The organism is Streptomyces sp. 891-h (genome assembly GCF_022760275.1).
GTDB lineage: Bacteria > Actinomycetota > Actinomycetes > Streptomycetales > Streptomycetaceae > Streptomyces > Streptomyces spirodelae.
Genome location: NZ_CP050693.1, coordinates 7,554,666 through 7,578,922, shown reverse-complemented (window position 1 = coordinate 7,578,922; position 24,257 = coordinate 7,554,666). Strand labels below are relative to the sequence as shown.

Below are 24,257 nucleotides of genomic sequence, written 5' to 3'. Positions count from 1 at the left end.
GCGTGGCATGGCCTACGGGTCCGGGGGTGCGGTGGAGGTCAGGGACGTGCGTCACGCGTACGGTCGGCGTGAGGTTCTGCGGGGAGTAGAGCTTGATCTGCGACCTGGTGTGCTGGCTGGGATCGTCGGGGAGAACGGTGCGGGCAAATCGACGCTGTTGAAGATCTTGTCCGGTGAGCTGCGCCCACAGCGTGGCCTCGTCCGTCACGGGGACACTTTCGGTTACTGCCCACAAGACGTGGTGATCAACGACGCCCTCACCGTACGCCAGCACCTTGAGTTCTTCCGCGTCGCGCGAGGGCTGCCGGACCTTCGAGACGCTGAGAGAGTCATGGACGTGCTGCGGTTGTCGCAGTACGCCGATGAGCGTGCCGGCCTGCTCAGTGGCGGTACCCGCCAGAAGCTGAACCTGACCCTGGCGCTGATGCATGGCCCGCAGGTGCTGCTGCTGGACGAGCCCTACCAGGGTTTCGACTGGGATACCTACCAGCGCTTTTGGGACTTGGCGGCACAGTCGCGCGATGCGGGCCGCTCAGTTCTTGTCGTCTCGCACCTGGCCTATGACGCCGAACGACTGGACGAGTTGTGGCGGCTTCAGGGCGGCGTCCTGCACCCCGCGACGGCGGTGCCGTAGTGAGGCGACACCTGCATCTCTTCGTCACAGCGTGCCGCTTCGACCTGGTCGAGCACGCACGCAACAGACTTGCCATGGTCCTGGTCGCCCTGTTCATCCCCTCCTGGATCAGCCTGGCTTACGCCGTCATCCCCGGCGAATCTGTGGCCTTCAGGCTGCGCGCCACCGGCCGGCTCCTGGAACCCGCAGGCAACCAGATCACGCAGATCACCGGTGCGATCAACGCCGTCACCCTGATCACCGGGTTCATGATGTTCGCCGTCACGTTCAACGGCGGACGCTTCGACCGCCGCCTGGCCATGGCCGGCTATCCCCGCATCCATCTCGTCCTGGCCAAGACCACCTCCTTGACCCTGGCCTCCGGCACCATCGCCGCCTATGCCACTGCGGTGATCTGCACGGCCTGGAGCCCGCGCCAGCCCGTGCAGCTCGCCGCGGCCCTGTTCTGCGGAGCCATGACCTACGGGGCGCTCGGCGTCGTCTTCGGCTCCCTGCTGCGCCGGGAGGTGGAGGGCATGTTCGCCCTGGTCATGACCAGCCTCGTCGACGTCGGCCTGCAAAGCCCTCTGGCCAGCGGCGGAACCACGAGCGCGGCCGTGGAATTCCTGCCCACCTACGGCACCATGCAGGCCGCCACCGCCGCGGGCTTCATCCACGAACCGCTGCCCAGCAATCTGGCCGTGCAGGTCCTGTGGTTCACCGGTGCCGCGCTCCTGGGACTGCTCGTCTTCCACCGCCGCACCAAGGACGCCCTGGCCGCAAGACCACCCTTCCGTCTGCCTTGGCCGCCCAGGCACCGGCAGCCTGCGCGCCCGGCCCGGGCCTCGTCGACGCCTCGCTGAGCAACACCGCGGCGCGACGGCTCGCAAGCGCCTTACGAGGGACACCCTCGCGCCCTCATCGCAGAGCGAAGTCCTGGCTCCGGGAACGGAACCGGGTGAGTAGAAAGGGCTCACAGATGCTGGTAAGGCGATGGCTGGACGCAGCGGCTATCACTGATCCCGTCCTTCGGCACTGCTACACGGTGTGCGCGCGCGAGGCATCCGGTTTCGACGGAGGGCGCGCCGGCTGGGCTGCGCTGCGTATCACGCCCCCAGCGGCACGGCCTTACACAGCGGCGCTGACGGCACACGGGTGCCGTGCCGATGCCTATGCAGACACCGGGCCGATAGAGGACCGTCAGCGTCGGCTCGCCGAATTCGCGGATGCCACCTGGGCGGCATTTGCCGCCGGCGGCTCCCACGACCCCGTCCTGCACGCCACGGTCCACACCTACCGCACCTTCGGCCTGCCGCTGTCGGTGATTGAGGACATGTTCACCGGTATGCGGCGCGACGTCGACTTCCGTGACTTCGTCACATACGCGGAACTGTGCCAGTGGGCCGTGCAGGTCGGCGGCCCGTTCTACGGGGTCCTGCGGGCCATGGCTGGCACCGAATTCAGCGAAGTGCAACCGCTGGTGCATGAACTCGTCCAGCTTTGTCAGCTGGCCGACGTGCTCAGCGACCTGTCGGAGGACCTCGACGACGGCCGCCTGTACCTCCCTCTGGAGGACCTCAACCAGTTCGGGGTGCGCCCTGAGGACGTCAAGACGAAGCGGTGGACACCGCCCATGGCTGATCTCATCGCGTTCGAGGCCGCGCGCTTCACTGAACGGCTGCCCGCGCTGGCCGCTGAACTGGAACACAGCCCCGTCAGCCCCATCGCCCACGCACTGGGCGAGCATTACCGGCTGCTCGTGGCCGGTGCGCTGGCCGCAGGCCAGGACGTGCTACACCGGCCGGTCCAACCATCTATGGGCCAGTTCCACAACGTGTGGCGCCCCGTCATGCGCGCGGTCATCCCCTGCTGACCATCGAAAGGACCTGTCATGTTCGTAGCCGGGACCTCAGCCAAGGGTAAACGGATTCCGCTCCTGGAGGCCGAGTTGCTGCGCTGGGTGGGCAGCGGGGACAGCCTGCTGGAGCTGGCTTGTCTGGACGCGCTGTTCCCCCCGGGCAAGTTCCTTCGCCCCGTGCTGTGCATGGAGTCGGCCAAAGCTGTCGGTGGCACCGCCGACCAGGTACTGGCTTTCGCGGCCGGCATCGAATGCCTGCACGTCGCCAGCCTCGTCCACGACGACATCATCGACCAGGACCCGGTACGCCGCGGTCGGGCTTCCACCGCCGAGCAATACGGCCTCGCCGAAGCCCTGGTGGCAGGCGACGGACTGTCGATGGCCGGAATCGCGGCCCTGCTCAGCGGCGGCCCCGCCGAGCATGTGCTGCAGGCAGCACGGGTCACCGTCGACGCCCTGCGGCACATGTGTCAGGGCTTCATGCGCGAAACGGAAATCCGCGGTGATCTGGCCTGCGGAGTGCCGACCGTCCTTGACGTCATGCAGGCCAAGACCGCCGCACTGACCGGCGCCGCCTGCCAGGCCGGGGCGATCCTTGCCGGAGCAACCCCAAAGCAGCACCAGGCCCTGCGCCAGTACGGAGAACAACTCGGCATGGCCTTCCAAATCCGTGACGACCTGCTCCCCTACACCGCCGAAGACCAGGTCACCGGCAAGACAGCCACCAGCGACGTCGCCAACCTCCAGCCCACCCTGCCCGTACTGCTCGCCTACGAAGCCGCCGACGAGACCGACCGCAACCGCCTGGCCACCGTATTCCGCGGCGGCACCGACCCTGTCATCGCACACCGAGACATCCTCGCCGTGCTGACACACACTGGTGCTCTCACCAAGGCGGCCGAGATGGCATCCTCCTGCGCCGAACAAGCACGCGCCGAACTCGTCGGCCTGCCGGGCTCCACCCACCTCGCCGAACTGGCCACATCAGCAGCCGACCGCCAGCGCTGACAGAGCCCCTGTCAGCCACGGCTCGGCCAAGCCCCTCGACGTCTCAAGCCCCTCGGCGTCTACTGCCGCACCCGCCCCGCAACAGTGGTCAGGCGTACGCGAAAGCTCTGAACACATCAACTCGACAGGGAAACCTGTAGCTGTCCGCACTGTCAGAAGCTCTCCCGGAGGCCGGTGATGGCCTGGGTCTCCTTCCCCATGAGCGGGCTGACCTGGACCGGAAAAGAGGGCGAGCCGACCTGGTACTGCACCTGGCCGGACTCCCGACGTGGTCGCTGCCCAAGCTGCGGCAGCCACCTGTGCGCCCTCGACGACGGCGCCACCAGCCTCGCTCTCACCCTCTTCTCCCTGGACGGCGCCTCCGACCTCGCGCCGGTCAACCAGTGTTTCCGGCGCAACGCGGTCCCGTGGCTCGAGCCGGTCCCCGGCAGCCGGCACTTCCGACGGTACTTGAGCGGCCAGACAGCCAGCGTGGCGGGCAGTTCCGTCAGCTTGATGGCGGTTCCCGTGCTGGCCGTGACAGAACTGGATGCCACCACCAGCGAAGTCGCCTGGCTCACGTTCCTGGGCCAACTGCCACCCGCGCTGCTCGCGTTGCACGCCGGCGCGCTCGCTGAGCGCTCGTCGAATTCGACCTGAGCCAGTTCACCGTCCCCATCGACCTGTGGTATGGCGAGCAGGACATGAGCCCCTCCCACTCGTTCCCGCTCAGCGCCCCGCTGACAGCCCTCTCCGCGTTCCGGTCGCACGTGGTTCCCGATACTTGAGCACTCCTGCCGTGGACCCACCCGTACCGAGTCGGAGCTGGTGGAGTAGCGGCCCGTTCAGGACCGAGTGCCCTCAGCCCTGAGCGGTTCAAGCCTCATGTTCTCCTTCGCCAAGGTTCGGAAGCTTCTCCATGAAGGTGACGGCCCGGCGAAGGAGCGGAACGGTAACCGACCCGGCACCAGCCAGCGCAATCTGCAGTGCCTCGAGCACCTGGTTTCGAGAGACGCCCTCTTCGTCGCACCGCTTGAGGTGGTGATAGACGCACTCTTCGCAGTCCTTCATCACGGACACCATGAGACCGAGCAGTTCCTTCACCGATACGGGCAGTGCACCAGGCTCGTACGCTGCCGTGTCCAGCGCGAAGAAGGATTCGAAGAACGAACCGCCCTTGCGCAGACGCTCGTTACCCTGGGTTTTGGCTTCGCGGAAGGCTTCCGGGGAAGGCGTAGCGGTCATCGAAATCACTCCTCAGCACGTGGTGAGAGAGGTGCCGCCGATGGCGGTCGGTAGCACATCTCCGGGAACGTTCTTCGGCGGGAACGGTCTTCGGCGCCGTGCTCGGTCGCCCCTTGAGCTTGATCTCTTTCAGTGGCCCGCTTCTCGGATGCCCTTGTCCGGTGGAGACGGTCCTCGCACGGCCGGCCGATGATCAAGGAGTGTGGCACACACCCGAGACGCCTATCAAGGAATCCGTGCACTACCGACCCATTGCCAACTGATTTCGTAACGCTCTGGCCTTGGTGGTGCGGTATCGATAGCTCATGGGCCCCAGGGTGATGCCCGGGCCTCGCCCTTGGGTGCTTCACTCACGTCGGCAGGGGGTGCGACGCCGTGCCCTGCTGGCAGCACGTCAGCGGTGCCTCAACGAGCAACTGCCTGCCCGGGCGCCGCTCCGAGGTCAGAACGGAAGCATCGCCACGGGTCGGCTGAACCGTGGCGAGAAGCCGTAGGGGCGCCGAGCTCTCGACCCTTGGCCCTCAATCCACCCGCAGCCGTGAAACGTCACACCTGGAACCGAAGAGCCGAGTATCAGCGTCGCCTGGAAGGAGCCGATGTGAACCACAGCCCACTGTCAGCCACGCTGCCGGAGACCGAACGCACCCGTCACCGCCGACTGCGTGAGCAGGGAAGTCTCGACCGTGCGGAACTCAACGTCATCCTGAGCGCAGGCTTCATCTGTCACTTCGGTGTCGTCGTCGACGGGCATCTCATGGTGGTCCCGACGGTCTACGGAGCCGACGGACAGAACCTGTACTTCCATGGCTCGGTGGCGAGCCGCAGCCTGGTCGCCTCACCGAATGCGGCCATCTGCGTCAGGGTGACGCATGTGGACGGCTTGGTGCTTGCGCGGTCGGTGTTCGAACATGGCGCCAACTACCGCAGCGCGATGATCCACGGCGTCCCCCGCCTCGTCACCGACGCCGAGGAAAGCTCGCCGGGCTGCGCTGCCTGACCGAACACGCCGCACCGGGGGCAGTGGGACTACGCACGCCAACCCAACCGCAAGGAAATGGCGGCGCCTTCCCTTCTGGCTCTGTCCCTTGAGGAGTCCTCGGTCATGGTCCACACGCGCGGCCCCGATGACGGCGACGGGCCCGACGCGGAGCTCGCACTATGGGCCGGCGTCCTGCCCATGGTGACCACCCTTCGGAGAACCGACGCCGGACCCCGCGGAAGGCAAGCGGCTCTTGCTGCGGCGAGAGCTGATGGCGGCGACCCACGGCGACGGCTGACGGACAGCGGGCCGAGGCTCGCCGGGGAGGGCTCACCCCACCCGCTGCCCGCTCCGGCGGGCAGCGCGCGCCCTGTTGCCGCAGCCGATCGAGCACCACGCCTGATCGCGCCTGCGCGCGAGGAAGAACATCCCGCAGCTGGGCGCGGGACAGCGGCGCAGCCTCGCCTGATCCGGTCCGGCGGCCAGCACGAGTGCCTGACGGGCCACCGCGGCGGCGACCGGGCCGCCGGCCTCGCATTCCGTCAAATGGCCGGCGTCATCGACCTGAAAGGTCACCGGTGCCTGCGCGGCCAGGGTGTTGAGCCGGGTGCGAGCCGGGCCGGGTAGGGGGATCTGCCGTGCCCCCGCGTCCAGCGCGAGGCGCACCGGCTCGCGCAGCTCCTGGAGCTGGTCCACGGGGAGGTTCGCGAGCTGCCGGTCGACGGCCTTGTCGCGCCATGAGGCGAGCAGTTGCGGATCGGCAAGCAGGTCGACCTCCTCGCCCGCGGGTCCGGCTCCGACGAGGACGGTGTTGGCCAGATCCGTCACCGGCGACTCTCCGATCCACGGCATCTCGCGCAGGTTCCTGAGGGGCATCCCCCCAACCTACCGAAAGCACGGATTCGCCCTGCCAAACGCGTGATAGCTTCTGATCACGGATTCGGCGTCACGAATCCGTGAAACGTTCTTCGGAAGGAACGCCCTGTGAGTGCGACCATCGAGTACGTCCGTTTCGAGACCACCGACCCGGCGGAGCTGTCCGCGCAGCGTGGCACGCTGATCTCCCTCCTGCGTGAGCGCTACGGAAGCGACTTCCTCGGCGCGCACCTCGCGCTCTGCGAGGACGGCTCGCTCCTCGACCTCCTCCTGTGGGCCTCGCCCGAGGCCGCCGCGCGCGCGGCGCGCGAGATGCCCGGCGACCCCGCCGCCGCCGGGTTCTTCAGCCTGATCGGTGAGGTCCACGAGATGCGGCACGCCGAGGTACTGCACAGCACCCAGCCGTAACCGGGCAGGCCCGGCGGCGCACTCGACCACGCCGGGCGAGCGCGCCGCCGGTGCCGGTGCCGGACCCGGACAGAAAGGACAGCCGTGCCCACGGCCGACGAACTGATCAACGAACGCACCACCGGCCTGCTGGCCTCCGCCATGGCGGCAGCGGGCGCCGCACCGGCCACTGCCATCCACAACTGCGCCGCCCAGTTGGAGGGCCTGGCTTTCAGCCGGCGCGTCACCGCCGTGAAGGAAGCCGTCCTCGCCGACCTGCCGGAGGACTACCCCACCTTCGCCTCCGTCGTCCACGCGGCCCTGCGCCGACCCGACTTCAACGGATGGATGACCTTCCCCGTCAACGCGGCGGTCGCGGAACGCGCCCTGAGTCGCGGCGTGTTCGAACCAGCACTCGGCCTGCTCGCCGCCCTCACACCGCGGCTCACCGCGGAAATGGCGGTACGCCCCTTCCTCCACCACGATCTCCACCGGGCCCTGCGGCCGACCCTGGAATGGACTCGCCACCCCGATCACCACGTGCGCCGCCTCGCAAGCGAGGGCACGCGGCCTCGACTGCCGTGGGCGCCACGACTGACCGCACTCGTCGCCGACCCCACGCCCGCCCTGCCAGTCCTGGACGCGCTGTACCGCGACACGAGCGAATACGTGCGTCGATCGGTCGCCAACCACCTCAACGACGTCAGCCGCGACCACCCGGATACGGCCGTCGCCACCGCCGCCCGCTGGCTCTCCAACCCGGCTCCCACCACACCCGCCCTGATCCGCCACGGCCTGCGGACGCTCGTCAAGGCCGGCCACTCCGACGCCCTGGCGCTCCTGGGTCACGACCCCGACGCGGCCGTCCAGGTAGGCCTCGACGTCCACACACCTGAGGTACACATCGGCGAGCACCTCGCCTTCGGCTACGAGATCACCAACACCGGCTCCCGTCGCACATGCCTCGTCATCGACTACGTCATCCATCACCGCAAGGCGAACGGCGATCTCACCCCGAAGGTCTTCAAGCTGGCCACCCGCACTCTCGCCCCCGGTGAGCGCTGGTCGGCCGTCCGGCGGCATTCCTTCCGAGAGCTCAGCACCCGCCGCTACTACCCCGGCGTCCACCGTGTGCAGCTCCAGATCAACGGGCAGCCTCACGGGTCCGCCGCCTTCAGCCTCTGCGGGCGAAGACACCCGCCAGCAGCCCCATGAGCAGCAGGTCGGCAACGCCTCCAGCGCGGCCAGCTCGGGACGGGCCACACCCGCGACGGTGAACAGCACGAAAGTGCCCGCCGCCGCGAGGGCCGGCTCCATTACGGACGCCTGGGCCGCGTGGACGGCGAGAACGCCGCTCTCCGCCATCTCCAGGGCGCCGGCCGTGATCACAGCGGTGAAGCTGCATGTACCGAGCAGGCGGGAGATGGTCAGAGCCCTGGCCGCGGCGAAGGTGGTCAGGTAGGCGATGACAAAGAGGGTGTCGAAGAGGAAAGGCAACCGCACACGCGAAGGCCACCACGGCCCCGATCAGACCAGCACGATGGAGCGCACGGGTCGAGGGCGTCAGGAGCGCGGTCATCGGGCGTCTTCCGTCCCGGAGAGCAGAAGAACGGTGTCGGTGGTGAAGTCGCGCCCGTCCCGAGCTGCGGACTGCCCCCTGGCATCAGTCCCTCCGGGAGGCCGTGGGGGCGAGCATGGGCTCGGGCTGCGGCGGGACGGCAGCACCCTCCGTGCCGATGCGGGGCAGCCACCGGTCGAAGGGCTGGGGCAGCCACCAGTTCGCGTGCCCCAGCAACACCATGGCCGCGGGCACGAGCACCATACGGACGATCGTGGCGTCGAGGACGATCGCGGTCGCCAGGCCCAGGCCCATCATCTTGACGAGCGGCGAGGGATTGGCGACGAAGCTGAGGAAGACGACCGTCATGATCAGCGCGGCGGAGGTGATGACTCGGCCCGTGACCGCCATGCCGCGTGCCACCGACTCCTTGGTGTCCCCCGTGGCGTCGTATTCCTCGCGCACCCGAGAGAGCAGGAACACCTCGTAGTCCATGGACAGGCCGAAGAGGACCGCGAAGAAGATCGTCGGCATGGGCGAGGCGATCGGCAGTGTCTCGTCGAGGTTGAACAGGCCCCCCAGCCAGCCCCACTGGAAGACGGCCACCACGACGCCGTACGCGCCCGCTATGGACAGCATGTTCATCAAGGCGGCCTTCAGCGGCACCACGACGGAGCGGAACACCAGCATCAGCAGGAGGAACGACACCAGGATGATCGCGCCGACGAACAGCGGCAGGGCGTAGGCGAGTTGGCGGGTGAGGTCGTCGGTCATGGCGGTCAGGCCCGATACGGCGACGTTGTCGGGGACCGTGTCGCGGATGCGTTCGAGAGTGTCGGAAGTCGCGGCGTCCGCCGGGGCGGTGGTGGGCAGCGCGGGCAGGACGACGGTGTCCGCCGCCGCGGAGATCTGCGGCTCGCCCACCGACGCGATGCCGGGGTCGGCGGCCAGGTGCCGGGACAGTTCGGGGATGCCTTCGGCGTCCACGCCGGGCCCGCGCAGGTCGGCGACGATCAGCAGCGGAGCGTTGAAGCCGGGGCCGAAGCCCTCCGCCAGCAGGTCGTAGGCGCGGCGGTGGGTGGTGGTGGTCGCGTCGTCACCCGCGTCCGGGAAGCCGGTCTCCATGCGCAGGGCGGGCGCGGCCAGGGCGAGCAGCACCGCGGACGCGGCGAGCAGGTAGCGCCATGGCCGGTGGGAGATGTGGTGGGCGAACCGCCACCATGCCGTGTCCTCGGGCCTGCCGGAACTCCGCCGTCGGCCGAACCTCCGAATCCGCCCCTCCTTGTGGATACGGTCGCCCAGCAGGGTCAGCAGTGCGGGCAGCAGTGTCAGGGCGGTCGCCACGGCGAACAGCACGACCAGCGAGGTGCTCAGGCCGATCGAGGTCAGAAAGCCCAGGCCGGTCAGCGCGAGCGCGGACATCGCCACGACGACGGTGCCACCGGCGAACAGGACGGCCGCGCCCGATGAGCTCATGGCGTTCGACAGCGCGGTGCGGTTGTCCTGGCCGCCGGCGCGGTTCTCACGGCAGCGGGCCACGATGAACAGGGCGTAGTCGATGCCGACGCCGAGGCCGATCATCGCGCCGATCGTGGGTGCGGCGCTGGAGACGTCCATGGTGTGGGACAGCAGTGCGATGCCGCCCAGCCCGGCGGCGACGGCGACCAGGGCGAGCGCGACGGGGACCAGCGCGGCCACAACCGTGCCGAACACGACCACCAGGATGACCAGCGCGGTCAGCAGGCCCGCCGCCTCAGCGCCCGATGCCGGCGTCTCGGCGTTGATGAAGACGGTGTCGCCGCCGAGTTCGGCGGTCAGCCCATCGCCGCGTACGGGTTCGACCGCGGCGCCCAGGGCCTCGATCTCCTCGGGGTCCACGTCCATCGTCGGTATGTCGAAGGTGACCTGGGCAAAGCCGATCCGTCCGTCCGGCGAGACCGTGCCGGCGGTGAAGGGGTCGGTGACCGCGGCGACGTGCTCCACCTCGGCGATCCGGTCGAGCGCCGCCTCGATCGCGGGCCGGTGGCGCTCGATCCGCTCGCCTTCCGGCGCGGCGAAGACCGCCTTGGCGCTGCCGCCGGATGCTTCGGGGAAGCGCCCTTCAAGCAATTCCATCGCCCGCTCGCTCTGGCTGCCGGGAGCGACGAGGTCGTCGACGAACGAGGCGCCGGCCACAGCGGCCAGGGGCAGTACGAGAGCGAGGGCGGCCAGCCAGACGGCGATGGTCACCCACGGTCGGCCTGCGCTCGCGTCTCCGATACGGCGCGTGAGTCGGTTCATGGCGGGGCTCCTGTGAGACGGCGGGCGACAAACCCTGTGATGCCACCGGCCTCGGGTGCCGGGCGGCGATGAAGCGAGCGCTTCCAGCGTGGTCGCGGGCAGCCGCGCCGTCTCCCGCCGCCCGGTGGGTTCCGGCTCCCGCGCGCGGTGGGGAGAACAACGCTGCGTCTCCGCCGGGGGGCGGAGGGCAGATCCGTCCGCAGACGGGTGACGGTGCGGTGGAGCTGGAATTACGATGACTCGCCCGGTGCGTCCGGATACCCCACATCCCGCGCCAGGGCACCGGACACCTCTCGATGGAGCGACGATGAACGGCACGGCTCCGCACCCCGAACTCCCGGGCCGCAGCCTGCCCGGCAGGTTCCGCGGCCCGTTCACCCGCTGGCCGCGGGGCGCGGACGCCGTCCTCGCGACCGCGCTGTTCCTGGCGACGACGTTCCTGGAGGAGGGGCCGGGAGACTCGCTGCTCTTCCGCCCGCTCACGGACGTCCCCCTGCCCGTCCTCCTGCTCTTCGTGCTGGCCGGCGCGGCGCTGTACCGGCGTCGGCACCAGCCGGTCGCGGTCCTGTACGTGGCGCTCGCCGCGTGGGCGCCGACGCTGGGCAGCAGCTACGCCACTCTGGGCGGGGTGGTGATCGTCGCGCTGTACAGCGTCGGTCGGCATACGGACGACACCCGGTGGGGCCCCGTGGGCATCGTCGTGGCCGCCGCCGCGGTCACGATCGACGGCCTCCTGGGTTCTCTCCCCTGGGGCGATATCGGCTTCGGGGCCGTCGTCATGTCCGGTGCCTGGTACCTGGGCCGCCGCCTGCGGCTGCGCGCCGAGCGCGTCGTCCGGCTCCGCAAGGAGCAGGCCGCCGAGGCACGGCGGATCGTGACCGAGGAGCGCACGCACATCGCCCGTGAACTGCACGATGTGGTCGCCCACCGGGTGAGCATGATGACCGTGCAGGCGGGCGCGGCCCGGATGGTGGCCGCCGAGGATCCGCAGGGCGCCCTGGAGGCGATGACGGCGGTGGAGGAGGCGGGCCGCCAGGCGCTGGACGAGCTGCGGCACCTGCTGGGAGTGTTGCGGCCTCAGGCCGAGCGCGGCGGTCTGGTCCCCCAGGCAGGCCTGGCCGATCTGCCCCGGCTGCTGGCCGAGGTCCGCGAGGCGGGTCTGGACGTCTCGGTCACCAACGATGTACGGGGCCCGCTCCCGGCCCGCGTGGATCTCTCCGCGTACCGCATCGTCCAGGAGGCGCTGACCAACGTGCTCAAGCACAGCGGACCGGGCACCCGCACCGAGGTGCGCCTGCGCGACGACGGCGACGGCATCACCATCGAGGTGCAAGACGACGGCCACGGTGCCGGCGTCCCGTCCGTGTCGGCCGCCCACGAGAGCCTGCCAGGCCATGGCATCGTCGGCATGCGGGAACGAGCCGTGCTGCTCGGCGGCAGCCTCGACGCACGGCCGCGCCCCGGCGGCGGATTCCGGCTCACCGCCCACCTGCCCACCGAGGGAGAGTCCAACGGCGAGCACAAGGGAGAGCCCGCGTGAGCATCCGCGTCGTCGTGGCCGACGACCAGGCGCTGGTACGGCGGGGCTTCGCCATGATTCTCCGGGTCCACCCCGACATCGAGGTGGTGGCGGAGGCGGGCACCGGCATCGAGGCGATCGAGGCGACCCGCCTGCACCGCCCGGACGTGATCCTGATGGACATCCGCATGCCCGAGCTGGACGGCCTCGAGGCGACCTCCCGAATCCTTGAGGAGGCCGACTGGGACGCCCGGGTGCTGATTCTGACCACGTTCGACCCGGACGAGTACGTCTACAAGGCGCTGCGCTCCGGCGCCAGTGCCTTCGTACTCAAGGACATCCGCCCCGAGCAACTGGCCACCGCTGTGCGGACCGTGGCCGAGGGCGGGACGCTGCTGTCCCCGTCGATCACCCGGCGCTTCATCGACCGGTTCGCACAGCGCCATACCGTCAACACCGCCGTCACGGCCCGCCTGAAACGGCTCACGAGCCGCGAGCGCGAGATCACGACCGCCGTCGCCCGGGGCGCCAGCAACGCCGAGATCGCCGAGCAGCTCGTCATCGGGGCCGCCACGGTCAAGTCACATGTCTCGAGCGTCCTCACCAAACTCGGGCTGCGGGACCGCATCCAGATCGTGATCTTCGCCTACGAGAGCGGCCTCATCGAAGCGGGCGACCACGACATCGGCCACTGACGGCGCCGGTACGGGAACGCGCCGCGCTCCTTCGACAGTCTGCCATGAGGCCGAACTGCGGCTTCTGGGCATCGACCATGCCCCGCAGTCGCTCCACCGCAGGTCCGCGCCGTTCCCCGCCGCCCAACGGTTACTGGTGGGATTGCCGCTCGGGGCGCGTGACGATCTCTGCTGCCGTTTTCGACGAGCCGTGTTCCTGGTGGCCCGCAGAAGTGGGGGTCTGCGGCCGGCAGCTTCCCTCACCGGCCACCCAGTCACCCCCGGCCGCCCGCTTCGCGGCACCCAGGCTCGGAGCAAGTCTCACGCCTCCGCGGTCTGGTGCCTGCCCCGCCGCGGCAGCGTCAGCGTCGTGGCTGCCGTCAGTACGAGGCCGGCGGCTGCGATCAGCATGCTCCAGCGCATGCCGGTCAGGAAGGTGTCCGCTCCTGCCAGGAGTGCTCCGAAGACGGCCACCGCGATGGCTCCGCCGACTTGGCGGCCGGTGTTGAGGAGGGCGGATGCGGTGCCTGCCCGGTTTGCGGGGACTGTGTCGAGGAGCATGGCGGTCAGCGCGGGTATGGTCAGTGCTCCGCCGAGGCCGACGGGCACCATCAGCGCGGCCAGCGTCCATACGTGAGTGTGCGGGCCGACGGTGAGCAGCGCCAGCAGCCCTGCTGCGCCGATCAGTTGACCGGCGACCATGGGTACCCGGGGGCCGAACAGTGCGGCCAGTTTTGCCGAGGCCAGGTTCACCAAGGCCACCAGTGCCGTCATCGGGATGAACAGCACGCCCGCGTGGAGGGCGGACTGGCCGCGCTCCTGCTGCAGGTACAGGCTGAAGATGAACACCCCACCGTAGTAAGCGGCGTTGAGCATGAAGCCGATCACCAGGGACACCGCCACCACTCGTGAGCGGAACAGTTGCAGTGGGAGCATCGGGTGCGCGCCCCTCGCCTGTGCGGTCAGGAAGGCGACTGCCGCGACGAGGGCCACCAGCAGGGAGGCCATGACCAGCGGCTGGCCGAAGCCCTTGTCGCCGCCTTCGATCACGCCGTAGATCAGTGCGCCCATCGCGACGACCGCCGTCACCTGCCCGGTTATGTCAAGCCGTGCGGGCAGGCGTGGCGAGGCCGGTATCCGGGTCAGCAGGGCGAGTGCCAGGAGGCCGGCTGGGAGGTTGACGAAGAAGATCCATTGCCAGCCCACGGTCGCGGTGAGTGCGCCGCCGAGTACAGGTCCGGCGGCCACCGCGACGGCCCCGCCGACGGTCCAGATGGCGATGGCCCGGGCTCGCTCGGCCTGGTCGGGGAAGCCTTGGCGGACCAGTGCCAGGGACGCCGGCATCATCACGGCCGCCGCGGCCCCCTGGACCAGCCGTGCCGCCACCAGCACGCCGAGACCGGGTGCGAACCCGCATGCGGCTGAGGCCAGTCCGAAGAGGACCAGACCGCCGCCGTATGCCTGGCGGGCTCCGATGCGGTCGGACAGGGCGCCGGCGGAGAGCATCAGGGCAGCGAAGAGCAGGGTGTATCCGTCCACGACCCACTGCAGGCCGGACATGCCGCCGCCGAGGCTGCGGCCGATGTCGGGCAGCGCGACGGTGACGATCAACGCGTCCAGCGAGATGAGGAAGAAGCCCAGCAGGGCGGCACCGAGCACCATGAGGGAACCACCCCGGGCCGCCTCCGGCGCATCGGCCACGGCGCTGGAGCCGGGGGAGGACATGGCTGGGGAATTCAGTGGGGATGTCATCGGGGCATTTCTGAGAGCGTCTTGACGGTGTGAATCGAGAGGGGAAGCCAGGGGCTTCCGCAGTCAGGCCAGCTGGTAGCGGGAGCGGCCAGTTGGCAGCGGGAGCCAGTAGCGGGAGCACCCGGCGCGGTGAAGTGGGCGTATGCCCGGCGGCGGAAGCTCCGCCGCCCGGCGTAGCGGTACGTGCCTGTCAGCCGGCTGCCGGCGTGTCGAAGTCCGTTCCTCGGGAGACCTTCTCCCACACGGCGAGCTCGGCCCGCACTGAGTCCAGGTGCCCGACGAGGAAGTCCACCGCGTCGCCGCCGAGGGCGAGACGCAGCGGGGTTTTCTCGGCGTCCAGGGCCAGTCGGATCGCCGCCGCGGCCTTCGCCGGGTCCCCGGGCTGCGTGCCGGCGCCGTCCTGTACCGCCTTCCGGGTGGCGCCGACCTTCTCCGCGTACGCCGCGTGCTCCTCGGAAAAGTAGGCCGCGCCCTTACCGAACAGGTTGGTGCGGAACGCGCCGGGCTCCACGATCAGCACCTTGATGCCGAACGGCCCCACTTCGTCGGCCAGGCCCTCCGACAGCTGCTCAAGTGCTGCCTTGGTCGCGCTGTACGCGGAGAACCCGGCGAAGGACAGCTGTCCGCCGAAACTGCTGATGTTCACGATGGATCCGCTGCCCCGCTCCCGCATCTGCGGAAGCAGCGCCCGGGTCAGCCTCGCCGGACCGAAGACGTGCAGCTCGAACAGGTCGCGCAGCTCCCGGTCGGTGGTCTCCTCGAACGCCCCGACCTGCGTGCGCCCGGCGTTGTTCACCAGCACGTCCACCCGGCCGTAGCGGGCCAGGATGTCAGCGGCCACCACGTCGATCCGCCCGCCGTCGGTGACGTCCAGGCCGATCGCCTCCACCCGGTCGGGGTGCGCGGCGACCAGGTCGGCCAGCGCCTCGGTCCGCCGGGCCGTGCCGATCACCGTGTCACCGGCGGCGACCGCGGCCTCGGCGATGGCCCGCCCGAAACCGCTGCTCGCGCCTGTGACCAGCCAGACCTTGCCGTTCTCAGCCATCTCTTCGTCTCCCCTTGTCAACTGCATCAATTGCCGTTCGGGAACTGCCCGCCGACAGATCACATCCTTTGCCAGGATCCGGGACCACGTCCAAGACCTGTCGTGATAGCCATGAGTTATGGACGTCCATGGGCGCGATCTGCGCTATTTCGCTGCAGTCGCCGAGGATTTGAGCTTCACCCAGGCCGCCGAGCGTCTGTTCGTCTCGCAGCCTGCGCTCAGCAAACAGATAAGGATGCTGGAGAAGCAGGTCGGCGCGTGTCTGTTCCACCGGGACCGGCGGGCGGTGCGGCTGACCGCGGTGGGTGAGGCCCTGCTGCCGCACGCCCGCGGGATGTTGGCCGCATGGGAGGCTGCCGAGGCAGCGGTGGAGGAGGCGAGGGCCGCCGAGCTGCACACCCTGGTGATCGGCATGTCCACCAGCCCGGGCCGCGGGCTGCTGCCCGCCCTGCGAACCCGCCTGGTCTCCCGGCACCCGCACGCACGGCCCGCCCTACGGCAAGTCAACTGGGCCGATCCCACCGCCGGATTGGCGGACGGGTCCAGCGATGTCGCCTTTGTCTGGCTTCCGCTGCCGGACGGCGCCCGCTACCAGTATGTGGTGGTGGCTCAGGAGCCCCGCCTTGTGGCACTGCCGCAGGGGCACCCCTTGGCGGCGCGGGCCGCAGCGGACAGCGACGGGGCGGTGGACTTCACCGAGCTCCTGGACGAGCCGTTCCTCGCCCTCCCCTCCGAGGCCGGCCCGCTACGGGACTACTGGCTGGCCCTCGACGCCCGGGACGGTCACGCTCCGCGGATAGGCGGGGTGGTCGGCAGCGCCGAGGAGACACACGAGGCCGTCGCCAACGGCGAGGGCGTTGCGCTGCTGGCCACCGGCAACGCCTCGCTGGTCGTCCGGGACGAGGTGATCGCCGTGCCAGTCAGGGGCATCTCCCCGTCCCGCCTGGCGGTAGCCGCCCGCCGGGACGACGAACGGCCCCTGGTGCTGGCCTACCTGGCTGCGGCGGCAACGGTGGGAGCCGGCACTTCCTGAACCGGGCCTCCCGGCGATACTTCGTGTGGCCGTTCCGAGTCAGGCGGCGGCTCAGACAGCGGACTACAGCCCTTGCGGCCGGTGTGCGTCATGACCCGGTACATCAGTCTGTCGCAGGCGAACCTGCCGGCGAACGGCTCTACCCGTTCGTCGGAGAGAGCGCCGCCCACGGAGTCCCCGTGGCGGTCCCGGACGCCTTCTCCGGCCGCGCCGTCGGCACTCGATCACGACCAACTACGGCCCGATCCAGGCGCGGGTTGCCCGGCTCAGTCGATACCGACCACCACTTTCCCGAACGCCTGACCGGAAAGGTAGTAGGCGAAAGCGTCCTGGGCCTCGGCGAACGGGAAGACCCGGTCGACCACCGGGCGGATCGCGTTCACATCGACGGCGCGGACCAGATCGGCCAGGTCCGCCCGGCTGCCGACGAAGACCCGGCGGATGGTGGCCATGGTGCGGGCGTAGGTGGCGGTATCGATCCGCAGGTAGGGGTCGGTGGCGCCGCCGCCCAGCATCACCACCTCACCGTACAGCGCGGACGACCGCATCGACTGCTCGATGGTTTCGGGGCCCATGGTGTCGAGGACCAGGTCCGCGCCCTCGCCACCGGTGATTCGGCGCACGGCGGCGCTCCACTCGGGTGTGGTCGCGTAGTTGATGACGTGGTCGGCCCCCAGCGTCTTCAGTCGCTCGGCCTTGGCATCGCTGGAAGTGGTGCAGATGACCTGGCAGCCGGCCGACTTGGCGAGTTGGAGAGCGAACAGTGAGACGCCGCCGCTGCCCGGAGTGAGCACCGTGCGGCCCGGCAGCAGCCCCTGTCCGCCGGTGAGCGAGGTCCAGGCCGTCACGGCGGCGCAAGGCAGGGTGGCCGCTTCGGCCCAGTCGAGGGAGTCGGGTACGCCGACCGCCCACTCCTGGTCGAGCAGGGCGTACTCGGTGAGCATGCCGTCCAGGGTGTTGCCGAGCTGGTCGTACAGGTCCGTGCTGAGCCGGCCGCCGTGCCAGCGCGGCCAGTAGCTGCCCACTGCCCGGTCACCGACCCGGAACCGGGTGACCCGCTCCCCCGCAGCGACGACCTCGCCCGCGCCGTCGCTGAGCGGGATCACGTCCGGGCGGATGGGCAGCGGGTAGCGGCCCTGCAGGATGAGCGCGTCGCGCTTGTTGAAGGCTGCGGCGCGGACCCGTACAAGGATCTCCCCCGGCCCGGGCGTGGGGATCTCCCGTTCACGCAGCACGATCCCGTCGAGGCTGCCCGGGGTCCGCAAGTGGTACGAGCGCATGGCTGATCCGATCTCCCTGTGATGGTGGTCGGATGGATCGTCGGGTGCCGTGAGCCGCCGCTCAATTCCCTGGCGGGAATGGCCACACGGCGTGCTGCTGCGCTAGAACGCTCTGGTGAGCGAATCGGGCCCCGCAGCAGTCGACCCCGCCGACTTTCCCGCCCAGGTGCGGCGGTGGCGCATCCTGCGTGGTCTCAGCCAGCTGGAACTGGCCCACCTGGCGGGGACCACACAGCGGTACCTGAGCTTCATCGAACGTGGCCGTTCCCAGCCGGGGCGAGCCATCGTGCTGCGCCTGGCCACATCCCTCGGGCTCACGCTGCGCGAACGCAACGGGCTGCTGCTCGCGGCCGGCTTCGCCGCGCAGTACCCGGAGTCCACGCTGGACGCACCGCTGCTTCGGCCGGTGCACGAGGCGCTGCGGCGCATCCTGGAGGGGCACCTGCCGTACCCTGCGCTGGTGGCCCGTCCGCACGGTGAACTCGTGGCCGCCAACCGGACGTTCGACGTGCTCACCGACGGCGCGCCACCGGAGCTGCTCGAACCGCCGCTGAACGTCTTCCGGCTGGCCCTGCACCCGGACGGCATGGCCCGCCGAGTCGTCAACCTCGCCGAGTGGGGCCGCCACATCATCGAGAACCTGCGCGCCCGGGCCCGCCAGCATCAGGACGCCCAACTGGCCGCACTCGCGGAGGAGCTGACCGGCTACCTCCCACCTGTCCAACCCGCCCAGGACCAGCTGGGATTCGCCGTTCCGCTCCGACTGCGCTGCCCCGAGGGCGAGCTGCGGCTGCTGACCACCCGGACCACGTTCGCCACCGCCGTCGACGTGACGGTGGCGGAACTGCACCTGGAAGCCTTCCTGCCCCTGGACGAGGAGTCGGCAGCGATCCTGCGAGCGCGGTGAGTCGGCTCAGGTAGTCCACCGTATGCCCCCGACACGCACCGGCTTGCTGCAGCAACGCCTGCACCCCCATCTGCTACCGCAGGCTCACCGAATGACGATGCACTCTTACGGTTGACGGATCGGGCAGTATCGAGAGCTTCCTGGCGCTCTTCGAGCCGTCGGCGCAGTTCGACCAGCAGTTACGGCGCAGCCCTCAGGCCAGCAGCAGGGCCATGTCCCAGTCGGTCGTGGTGCGGCCGTCGGCGTAGGCGTCCAGGGCGAGGGCCGTGCCCGCGGCGCCCTCCAGGAACGCGGGGACGTCGGTGCCCTGCGGCGCGCTGGTGAGGGTGGCCCGGAATCCGAACCGGTACTCGGGACGGAACTGGGCGAGAGTGCGGGCCGCCATGCCGTCGACGAGGTCGGTCAGACGCTTGTCGCCGATGGACTCGTTCAGGACGGCGAGCAGGTGCATCATCCCGCCCCACCCGTGGCACAGGTTGGAGTTGTCGATGCTCCAACTGTCCGGATCGGTGGTCAGCAACGGCAGCAGGGAGCGGTGGGCCAGTCCGAGCCACTCGGCACGGTCGAGTGCGAGCCCCGCGAGCTGTACCGCGCGGGAGATTCCCGGGGCGCCGTAACACCAGGACGGGCGCTGGCGCGGCGGCGGGATGTCCGGACCGGCCACCCAGCGTTCGAGGGTCAGGTGCGGAGGCCAGAGCAGTCCGCCGTCGCTCTCGTACGTCCACTGCTGGAGGAGGTCGACCAGTCGCTCGATGGCCTCGCGCTGACCGTCGACGACCGCGCCCTGCTGCCAGGCCAGGGAGAGCAGGGCGAGCGGCCCCGCCACACCGTGCGAGAGCCCGAGGTTGAGGTGCCCGTCGGGCATCTCGACCTCCTGCCCCAGCTTGGGCGCTGCCCACGTCCACCAGCGGGGCACCTGATGGCCCCGGTGGGTGATCTCGCCGTGCGCCATGCGCGTCAGATACGTGAGAACGAGCCGCAGTTCCTCCTCGCACTGCTCCCGGCGCGCCAGCAGGTAGCGGCCAATGCCGCTCATACCGCGGACCACCTCGAACTCACCGTTGGTCGTCGCCGGGGTGTCACGGACCTCGGGAAGAGCACGGTGGACCAGACGGCGCTGATGCTCGTCGAGCCGGCCGAGAGCGGAGCCGTAGCCGCCGGTGGCGCGGTGTGCGACGAGGACGGCGAATGCCACGGCGCCCGGGCCGGTGTAGATGCCGCCCGGGGCGTGGGCGGTGGCGGCCGTGGCCCGCATCGCCCGGACGAGGTAGGCGTGTGCTCGCGCGGCGTCGTCGGGGCCAGGGGTGCCGCGGCCGGTGAAGGCCAGGGACACTCCCGGATAGCCACTGGAGAGGGCCAGGTCCTGCCAGAGGGGCTCGCGCAGGCTGATGTGCGAGGCGTCGCCCGGAATGCGGGTGTCGGCAGCGGTGGCGTCCGGGTCTGCGAGCCGGTCGAAGACCTGCCGGGCGACGTCCCGGGCCTCGTCCGCGTGACGCGGGGCGGTCATCCGCTCTCCTTCCCGTCCTGGGTGTGGGCCAGTCGGCCCTGGTGGTCACGGGCGACTCCGCGCAGTACGGCGTAGCCGGTGTCCTCGCCGGTTCTGTCGATGCCGAGCAGCCGGTTGTGCTGCATGTGCAGCAGCGCCATGACTGCTTCGGCGTGCTGTTCGGTACCGGGCGCCCGTCCCCCGTCGGACAGCAGCAGCGCACCGTACTTCCCGGTCTCCGGCGTGGTGCTCCACAGGGCCGAGAGGGGTGCGCCCAGTACGGGGGCAGCGCTCTGGGCAGTACGTCCGGGGACGATCAGCGCTGTGGCCTGCGCCTGGTATTTCCGGTAGGCCGGGTGAGCGGGCCCCTTGGGCAGAGCGCGGCTGATCCAGGCCGACCAGTCCCAGTCGCCGAGCGATTCCAGCAGCAGCGCGTGGTTGACGGCCGCGAGCACGGGCGCCGGCAGGGCCAGGGCGCCGCGCGCCCGCATTCCGAGCTGGGCCAGTGCCGACTGGCTGTCCACGCAGAACATGCGCTCCGCGTGGGCGAGGGCGTCGGGTCCACCGTAGCGGTCGGTTTCGGGCCGGTAGGTGTCGAGGACCATTCCCTTGATCTGCCCGCTCTCCTGCCAGGCCCGGCTCGCCGCGGCGAGCCGGGGCAACGCCGTGGTCCGCAGGGCCTCGGCCTCGCCGTGCAGGCGGAGACGGATGTGGGGTTCGGGGTCGCGGTACCGGATGTAGTGCCAGCTTTGCAGGTCGTCCCCGACCTCGCGCACCAGCGCGGGGAGGCCGGCGTGCAGCAGCTCGTCGTGCGTGTCCTGAGCCGCGTAGAACTTGGCGTAGAGCCAGTCCTCGCCCGGCAGGTGCTGAACGGTGTGGTCCGTGGGCCGGTGCGCGGTCGCTGGGCGGCGCGGCCGGTGGGCGGCCTCTTTGCGCCGGTCTTGTGCGGCTTGTTGGTACTGGCCTTGTGCGGCTTCTTGGTACTGGTCCTGTGAGCTGGCGGACCGGGCGAGCGGAATGACGACTTCGGTGCTGTGTCCGCCGGACCAGCCCAGTCCGCGTCCGCCGTCCGTGAGATCCTCCATGATCGCCAGGGAGCCGCCGCCGCGGACTTCCTGGCGGAACACCTCCCGGTACCAGGGGTCGGTGAGGTCCACCCGGTACATGCGGTCCCACCTGGCGAGGTTGACCTCGTCCGGTACGCGGTAGCGCTCCCGCCAGGCGGCAACCGCCTCATCCCACCCGGGCGTGCCGTCCGCCGCCGTGCGCAGGTGCCGGTCGGGCAGCCAGCGCCGGGGGAAGATCGTGACGCGGCCGTAGGAGATCCGGGGGAGGTAAGGCAGCCCCTCCAGTCCGCACCAGTTCCAGCCCGTCCATGTGCGGGCTCTGCCGGAGGTAAGTTCCACCAGCAGGCGGGCGACCGGCGGGGCCTCCCGGTCGAGAGCCAGCATGTGCGGCACGACGGGCAGGACCTCACGTCCGTCGTCCGGCAGGACGAGCCGTAGCCCGAAAGGCCCCGGTGTGACGAGGAGTTGCCGCCAGTCCAGGGTGCCGGGCGCGTCGCGGTCTGCGTACACACCCACCGGTATCGAGTGCGGCAGCAGGGGCGGAACCTGGGCCATGTTGAGCCCGCGCACCGTGTGCGGCCGGTACACCACCTGTGCGGGCACCGTCCCGGCGTCACCGAGACCGGCCAGGAGCGACGCCAGCTCGCCTTCCATTCCGACGAGTTCGGCGAAGCGTCCGACGGTCGCCCCGGCGACCCAGGAACCCGGGTAGGGCGGAGACAGGAGCTTGAAGTCGCCTCGGTCGATCGCCTGTTCGCTCTCGGCCAGCAGGTGGAAGCACAGCTCCAGCGACCTGGGCGGGGGTACGGCCGCGTCGGCCGTCCGGCCGGCGGCCAGCCGGTCGACGAGGCCGGGGGTGAGCCTGACCTCGTCGTCACCGCTCAGCAGTGCTTCCTGCACCAGGTCGTGTGTGAGGAGACGGCGTTCCTTGGGCAGCCGCTCAGGTTCCTGGTGCCCCGTGGGCTCTCCGTCAGCGCGCTCGCCGTAGCCGGGCGGGAAGCCGATGCCCCGGTGCCGGTCGACGAGTTGGCCCATCGAAACCACGCCTCCGGTGCCGTACGCCTCCAGGAACCGGTCCAGGTACGTCCGCATGTGGGCGTGGGTCTGCCACTCCCCGGAGAGCTCCCACATGGCGGAGGCGTAGCGGGCGGCCTCATCGGTCACCGCCCGCGAGATCCGCACGTCGGCGTCCATGCGCAGATCGACGTGGACTGGCGGCCTGGCTGCGGTGCCCTCCGGGTCGGTCAGCCGCATCAGCCTGCGCCACGCCGCGTGGCCCTCGCCGGGCTTCGTCGCGGCGTAGGCGTCCAACGCGACGCGTACGGAGTCGAGTTGTGCCGCCGCTTCCGGCACGGGGGCGAGCGCCGCCGCGATGCGGTCGTAGAGCGCGTCATCCAGGTTCTGCGGGGTGATGGAGGTCAGCAGGAAGCCATGCCCTACGAGTTGAGACAGTGCGGCGTCCACCTGGCCGGAGGTGAGGCGGGGGAAAGAGGCCGATGCCTGCTCCAGGAGCACGGCGTAGCGGGCCGGCTGCGTCGTCCGCTCGCACACCCACTCCACCAGGGCCGTGTTACGGACGGAGGCCTCGCTCCCGTTGCGGGGGACGACGAGCCGCCCGCCCCGTGTTCGGCTCAGGTCGCTCAGCACGACGTCGACGCTGTGCCGGACCTCGGGGAGTTCGAGCCATTCGGTGACGCGCTGTGTCAGCCAGGCGGCGTCCAGCCGTACCTTTTTCCGCCCGGGGCCGGACACGCTGACCCGGGTGGTGTCCGCCGCCCGTGCGGGCGCTACACCGGCGAAGAGTCCGAAGGGCGTCGGTCTGGTCTCGGCTCGCAGCGCGTACCGGGAGAGGGCGAGCGCCGTCCGGCGCAACCGCTTGGTCCCGAGAACGGCCCCCGCGTCGAGCCGGTCGAGGGAGTCGGCGAGGCTGCCGCTGGCGACGTGCAACGCCTCGCGGAACAGCGGGTCGGCAGCGGCTTCGCGCACCTGGGCAGCCGCATCGCCGAGGGAACGGCCACCCGGTCCGGTGCGGGAAATCGCCGTGGTACGTACGAACAGGCAGTCCTGCGGTGTGTAGTGATCGTCCCGCACGTGTTCTGGCTCTCCCTCGATCCCGGGAACTGGCGCGACCCGTGTGGGGCGGGGTACCGACCCCCACCCCACACGGGCGCGTTGGGACGCTTACCAGCAGCAGAGGTTGCAGGGCGACCCGTACGTGCTGGGCGAGGTGTAGCCACCGGACGCGAACGCGGGGCCCTCACCTTCGGTCTCCGAGATCTGGATGTCGAGGTCCAGCTCGGCGAGGTCGGTGGTGGTGTCTTCCAGCAGAAGGTTGGTACTCATGAGACTCCTCCCGTTCAGTGGCTCGCCGATGTCGGGTGGACGCCGGCGACATGCGTGGTCCTGTTCGAACCAGACGGGAGCATATGCACGATGAATGTCGAACACCGCCTGGGCGGCGGCAAGTTGACCGGAACTGGCCTTCGCTCAGGCGGGAACGGAGATGCTTCGCACGGCTCCACTCCCAGCGTGAGGACCGGGCGACCCGGTGTGAAGCATGTGCCTCGCGTGCCTCTGGCCTACGGCGACTTCGCGCCATGATCACACAGGGCTCGAAAGCGCGCCGCCCCTCCGGAGAGGGGCCACAGCCGGAGCGTGGGCCCGGGTCGCCGACGGGGAGTCCGGCCAATGCGGCCGCGAACCCCGGTGCG

20 protein-coding genes and 2 pseudogenes are annotated in these 24,257 nt (G+C 70.1%); 13 read left to right on the top strand and 9 right to left on the bottom strand.

Annotation, left to right across the window (positions count from 1 at the left end):
- Positions 1 to 31 precede the first annotated feature (31 nt).
- From HC362_RS33600 to HC362_RS33580, 5 genes and pseudogenes are all read left to right on the top strand, one after another.
- Entirely contained in the window at positions 32 to 634 is a 603-nt protein-coding gene (locus HC362_RS33600; protein ID WP_243088926.1) for an ABC transporter ATP-binding protein, read from the top strand.
- On the top strand, positions 634 to 1,476 hold the full coding sequence (locus HC362_RS33595; RefSeq protein ID WP_243088113.1) for an ABC transporter permease: 843 nt from the start codon (positions 634 to 636) through the stop codon (positions 1,474 to 1,476). Before HC362_RS33600 ends, HC362_RS33595 begins: the two co-directional genes overlap by 1 nt.
- Before the next feature lie 116 nt (positions 1,477 to 1,592).
- Positions 1,593 to 2,486 (top strand): squalene/phytoene synthase family protein, encoded by an 894-nt coding sequence (locus HC362_RS33590; protein ID WP_243088112.1) that lies wholly within the window; start codon positions 1,593 to 1,595, stop codon positions 2,484 to 2,486.
- 18 nt (positions 2,487 to 2,504) lie between these two features.
- Positions 2,505 to 3,479 (top strand): polyprenyl synthetase family protein, encoded by a 975-nt coding sequence (locus HC362_RS33585; protein WP_243088111.1) that lies wholly within the window; start codon positions 2,505 to 2,507, stop codon positions 3,477 to 3,479.
- Positions 3,480 to 3,623: 144 nt separating this feature from the next.
- Positions 3,624 to 4,118 (top strand): annotated as a pseudogene (locus tag HC362_RS33580) (hypothetical protein); the annotation flags it as partial.
- A 216-nt stretch (positions 4,119 to 4,334) separates the two neighbouring features.
- Here the strand turns inward: HC362_RS33580 and HC362_RS33575 are convergent.
- Entirely contained in the window at positions 4,335 to 4,703 is a 369-nt protein-coding gene (locus HC362_RS33575; protein WP_243088109.1) for a carboxymuconolactone decarboxylase family protein, read from the bottom strand.
- 598 nt (positions 4,704 to 5,301) lie between these two features.
- Here HC362_RS33575 and HC362_RS33570 point away from each other — a divergent pair.
- A pseudogene (locus HC362_RS33570) lies at positions 5,302 to 5,980 on the top strand (pyridoxamine 5'-phosphate oxidase family protein).
- A 32-nt stretch (positions 5,981 to 6,012) separates the two neighbouring features.
- Here HC362_RS33570 and HC362_RS33565 read toward each other — a convergent pair.
- On the bottom strand, positions 6,013 to 6,558 hold the full coding sequence (locus HC362_RS33565) for an ABATE domain-containing protein (protein WP_243088108.1): 546 nt from the start codon (positions 6,556 to 6,558) through the stop codon (positions 6,013 to 6,015).
- A gap of 108 nt (positions 6,559 to 6,666) precedes the next feature.
- Here HC362_RS33565 and HC362_RS33560 point away from each other — a divergent pair, with 108 nt between their 5' ends.
- The 3 genes from HC362_RS33560 (at position 6,667) to HC362_RS33550 (ending at position 8,407) form a co-directional block, all read left to right on the top strand.
- The gene (locus HC362_RS33560; protein WP_243088107.1) at positions 6,667 to 6,966 is read left to right on the top strand and encodes a hypothetical protein; all 300 of its coding nucleotides are present in this window, start codon (positions 6,667 to 6,669) and stop codon (positions 6,964 to 6,966) included.
- Positions 6,967 to 7,050: 84 nt separating this feature from the next.
- Entirely contained in the window at positions 7,051 to 8,160 is a 1,110-nt protein-coding gene (locus HC362_RS33555; protein ID WP_243088106.1) for a DNA alkylation repair protein, read from the top strand.
- A 58-nt stretch (positions 8,161 to 8,218) separates the two neighbouring features.
- Positions 8,219 to 8,407 (top strand): hypothetical protein, encoded by a 189-nt coding sequence (locus HC362_RS33550; RefSeq protein ID WP_243088105.1) that lies wholly within the window; start codon positions 8,219 to 8,221, stop codon positions 8,405 to 8,407.
- Between the two features lie 201 nt (positions 8,408 to 8,608).
- Here the strand turns inward: HC362_RS33550 and HC362_RS33545 are convergent, their stop codons facing one another.
- Positions 8,609 to 10,783 carry an MMPL family transporter gene (locus tag HC362_RS33545; RefSeq protein ID WP_243088104.1) on the bottom strand — a complete coding sequence of 725 codons (2,175 nt, stop codon included), beginning with the start codon at positions 10,781 to 10,783 and terminating at the stop codon, positions 8,609 to 8,611.
- A 307-nt stretch (positions 10,784 to 11,090) separates the two neighbouring features.
- Between HC362_RS33545 and HC362_RS33540 the strand changes: the two genes are divergently transcribed.
- Both HC362_RS33540 and HC362_RS33535 read left to right on the top strand, forming a co-directional pair.
- The gene (locus HC362_RS33540) at positions 11,091 to 12,323 is read left to right on the top strand and encodes a sensor histidine kinase (protein WP_243088103.1); all 1,233 of its coding nucleotides are present in this window, start codon (positions 11,091 to 11,093) and stop codon (positions 12,321 to 12,323) included.
- Entirely contained in the window at positions 12,320 to 12,997 is a 678-nt protein-coding gene (locus tag HC362_RS33535) for a response regulator transcription factor (protein WP_243088102.1), read from the top strand. The genes HC362_RS33540 and HC362_RS33535 overlap by 4 nt, the downstream gene beginning before the upstream one ends.
- Positions 12,998 to 13,297: 300 nt before the next feature.
- Here HC362_RS33535 and HC362_RS33530 read toward each other — a convergent pair whose 3' ends face one another.
- Entirely contained in the window at positions 13,298 to 14,638 is a 1,341-nt protein-coding gene (locus HC362_RS33530; RefSeq protein ID WP_243088925.1) for an MFS transporter, read from the bottom strand.
- Between the two features lie 280 nt (positions 14,639 to 14,918).
- Positions 14,919 to 15,773, bottom strand: coding sequence for an oxidoreductase (locus tag HC362_RS33525; protein WP_243088101.1), 855 nt, complete (start codon positions 15,771 to 15,773; stop codon positions 14,919 to 14,921).
- Positions 15,774 to 15,891: 118 nt separating this feature from the next.
- Between HC362_RS33525 and HC362_RS33520 the strand changes: the two genes are divergently transcribed.
- On the top strand, positions 15,892 to 16,806 hold the full coding sequence (locus HC362_RS33520) for a LysR family transcriptional regulator (RefSeq protein WP_243088100.1): 915 nt from the start codon (positions 15,892 to 15,894) through the stop codon (positions 16,804 to 16,806).
- 266 nt (positions 16,807 to 17,072) lie between these two features.
- Here HC362_RS33520 and HC362_RS33515 read toward each other — a convergent pair whose 3' ends face one another.
- On the bottom strand, positions 17,073 to 18,086 hold the full coding sequence (locus HC362_RS33515; RefSeq protein ID WP_243088099.1) for an NAD(P)-dependent alcohol dehydrogenase: 1,014 nt from the start codon (positions 18,084 to 18,086) through the stop codon (positions 17,073 to 17,075).
- 115 nt (positions 18,087 to 18,201) lie between these two features.
- Here HC362_RS33515 and HC362_RS33510 point away from each other — a divergent pair, with 115 nt between their 5' ends.
- Positions 18,202 to 18,993: a helix-turn-helix domain-containing protein gene (locus tag HC362_RS33510; RefSeq protein WP_243088098.1), complete on the top strand. Its 792-nt coding sequence runs from the start codon at positions 18,202 to 18,204 to the stop codon at positions 18,991 to 18,993.
- Positions 18,994 to 19,186: 193 nt separating this feature from the next.
- Here HC362_RS33510 and HC362_RS33505 read toward each other — a convergent pair whose 3' ends face one another.
- From HC362_RS33505 to HC362_RS33495, 3 genes are all read right to left on the bottom strand, one after another.
- Positions 19,187 to 20,500, bottom strand: a complete 1,314-nt coding sequence (locus HC362_RS33505; RefSeq protein WP_243088097.1) for a lanthionine synthetase C family protein — start codon at positions 20,498 to 20,500, stop codon at positions 19,187 to 19,189.
- Positions 20,497 to 23,637: a lantibiotic dehydratase gene (locus tag HC362_RS33500; RefSeq protein WP_243088096.1), complete on the bottom strand. Its 3,141-nt coding sequence runs from the start codon at positions 23,635 to 23,637 to the stop codon at positions 20,497 to 20,499. Before HC362_RS33500 ends, HC362_RS33505 begins: the two co-directional genes overlap by 4 nt.
- Positions 23,638 to 23,727: 90 nt before the next feature.
- On the bottom strand, positions 23,728 to 23,889 hold the full coding sequence (locus HC362_RS33495; protein ID WP_099886165.1) for a class II lantibiotic LanA: 162 nt from the start codon (positions 23,887 to 23,889) through the stop codon (positions 23,728 to 23,730).
- Between the last annotated feature and the right edge of the window lie 368 nt (positions 23,890 to 24,257).

Coding starts and splice junctions, on each gene's coding strand:
- HC362_RS33495 (WP_099886165.1), bottom strand. CDS start 23,889: ATGAGTACCAACCTTCTGCTGGAAGACACCACCACCGACCTCGCCGAG.
- HC362_RS33525 (WP_243088101.1), bottom strand. CDS start 15,773: ATGGCTGAGAACGGCAAGGTCTGGCTGGTCACAGGCGCGAGCAGCGGT.
- HC362_RS33545 (WP_243088104.1), bottom strand. CDS start 10,783: ATGAACCGACTCACGCGCCGTATCGGAGACGCGAGCGCAGGCCGACCG.
- HC362_RS33530 (WP_243088925.1), bottom strand. CDS start 14,638: ATGGTGCTCGGTGCCGCCCTGCTGGGCTTCTTCCTCATCTCGCTGGAC.
- HC362_RS33585 (WP_243088111.1), top strand. CDS start 2,505: ATGTTCGTAGCCGGGACCTCAGCCAAGGGTAAACGGATTCCGCTCCTG.
- HC362_RS33520 (WP_243088100.1), top strand. CDS start 15,892: ATGGACGTCCATGGGCGCGATCTGCGCTATTTCGCTGCAGTCGCCGAG.
- HC362_RS33540 (WP_243088103.1), top strand. CDS start 11,091: ATGAACGGCACGGCTCCGCACCCCGAACTCCCGGGCCGCAGCCTGCCC.
- HC362_RS33590 (WP_243088112.1), top strand. CDS start 1,593: ATGCTGGTAAGGCGATGGCTGGACGCAGCGGCTATCACTGATCCCGTC.
- HC362_RS33565 (WP_243088108.1), bottom strand. CDS start 6,558: ATGCCCCTCAGGAACCTGCGCGAGATGCCGTGGATCGGAGAGTCGCCG.
- HC362_RS33515 (WP_243088099.1), bottom strand. CDS start 18,086: ATGCGCTCGTACCACTTGCGGACCCCGGGCAGCCTCGACGGGATCGTG.
- HC362_RS33505 (WP_243088097.1), bottom strand. CDS start 20,500: ATGACCGCCCCGCGTCACGCGGACGAGGCCCGGGACGTCGCCCGGCAG.
- HC362_RS33575 (WP_243088109.1), bottom strand. CDS start 4,703: ATGACCGCTACGCCTTCCCCGGAAGCCTTCCGCGAAGCCAAAACCCAG.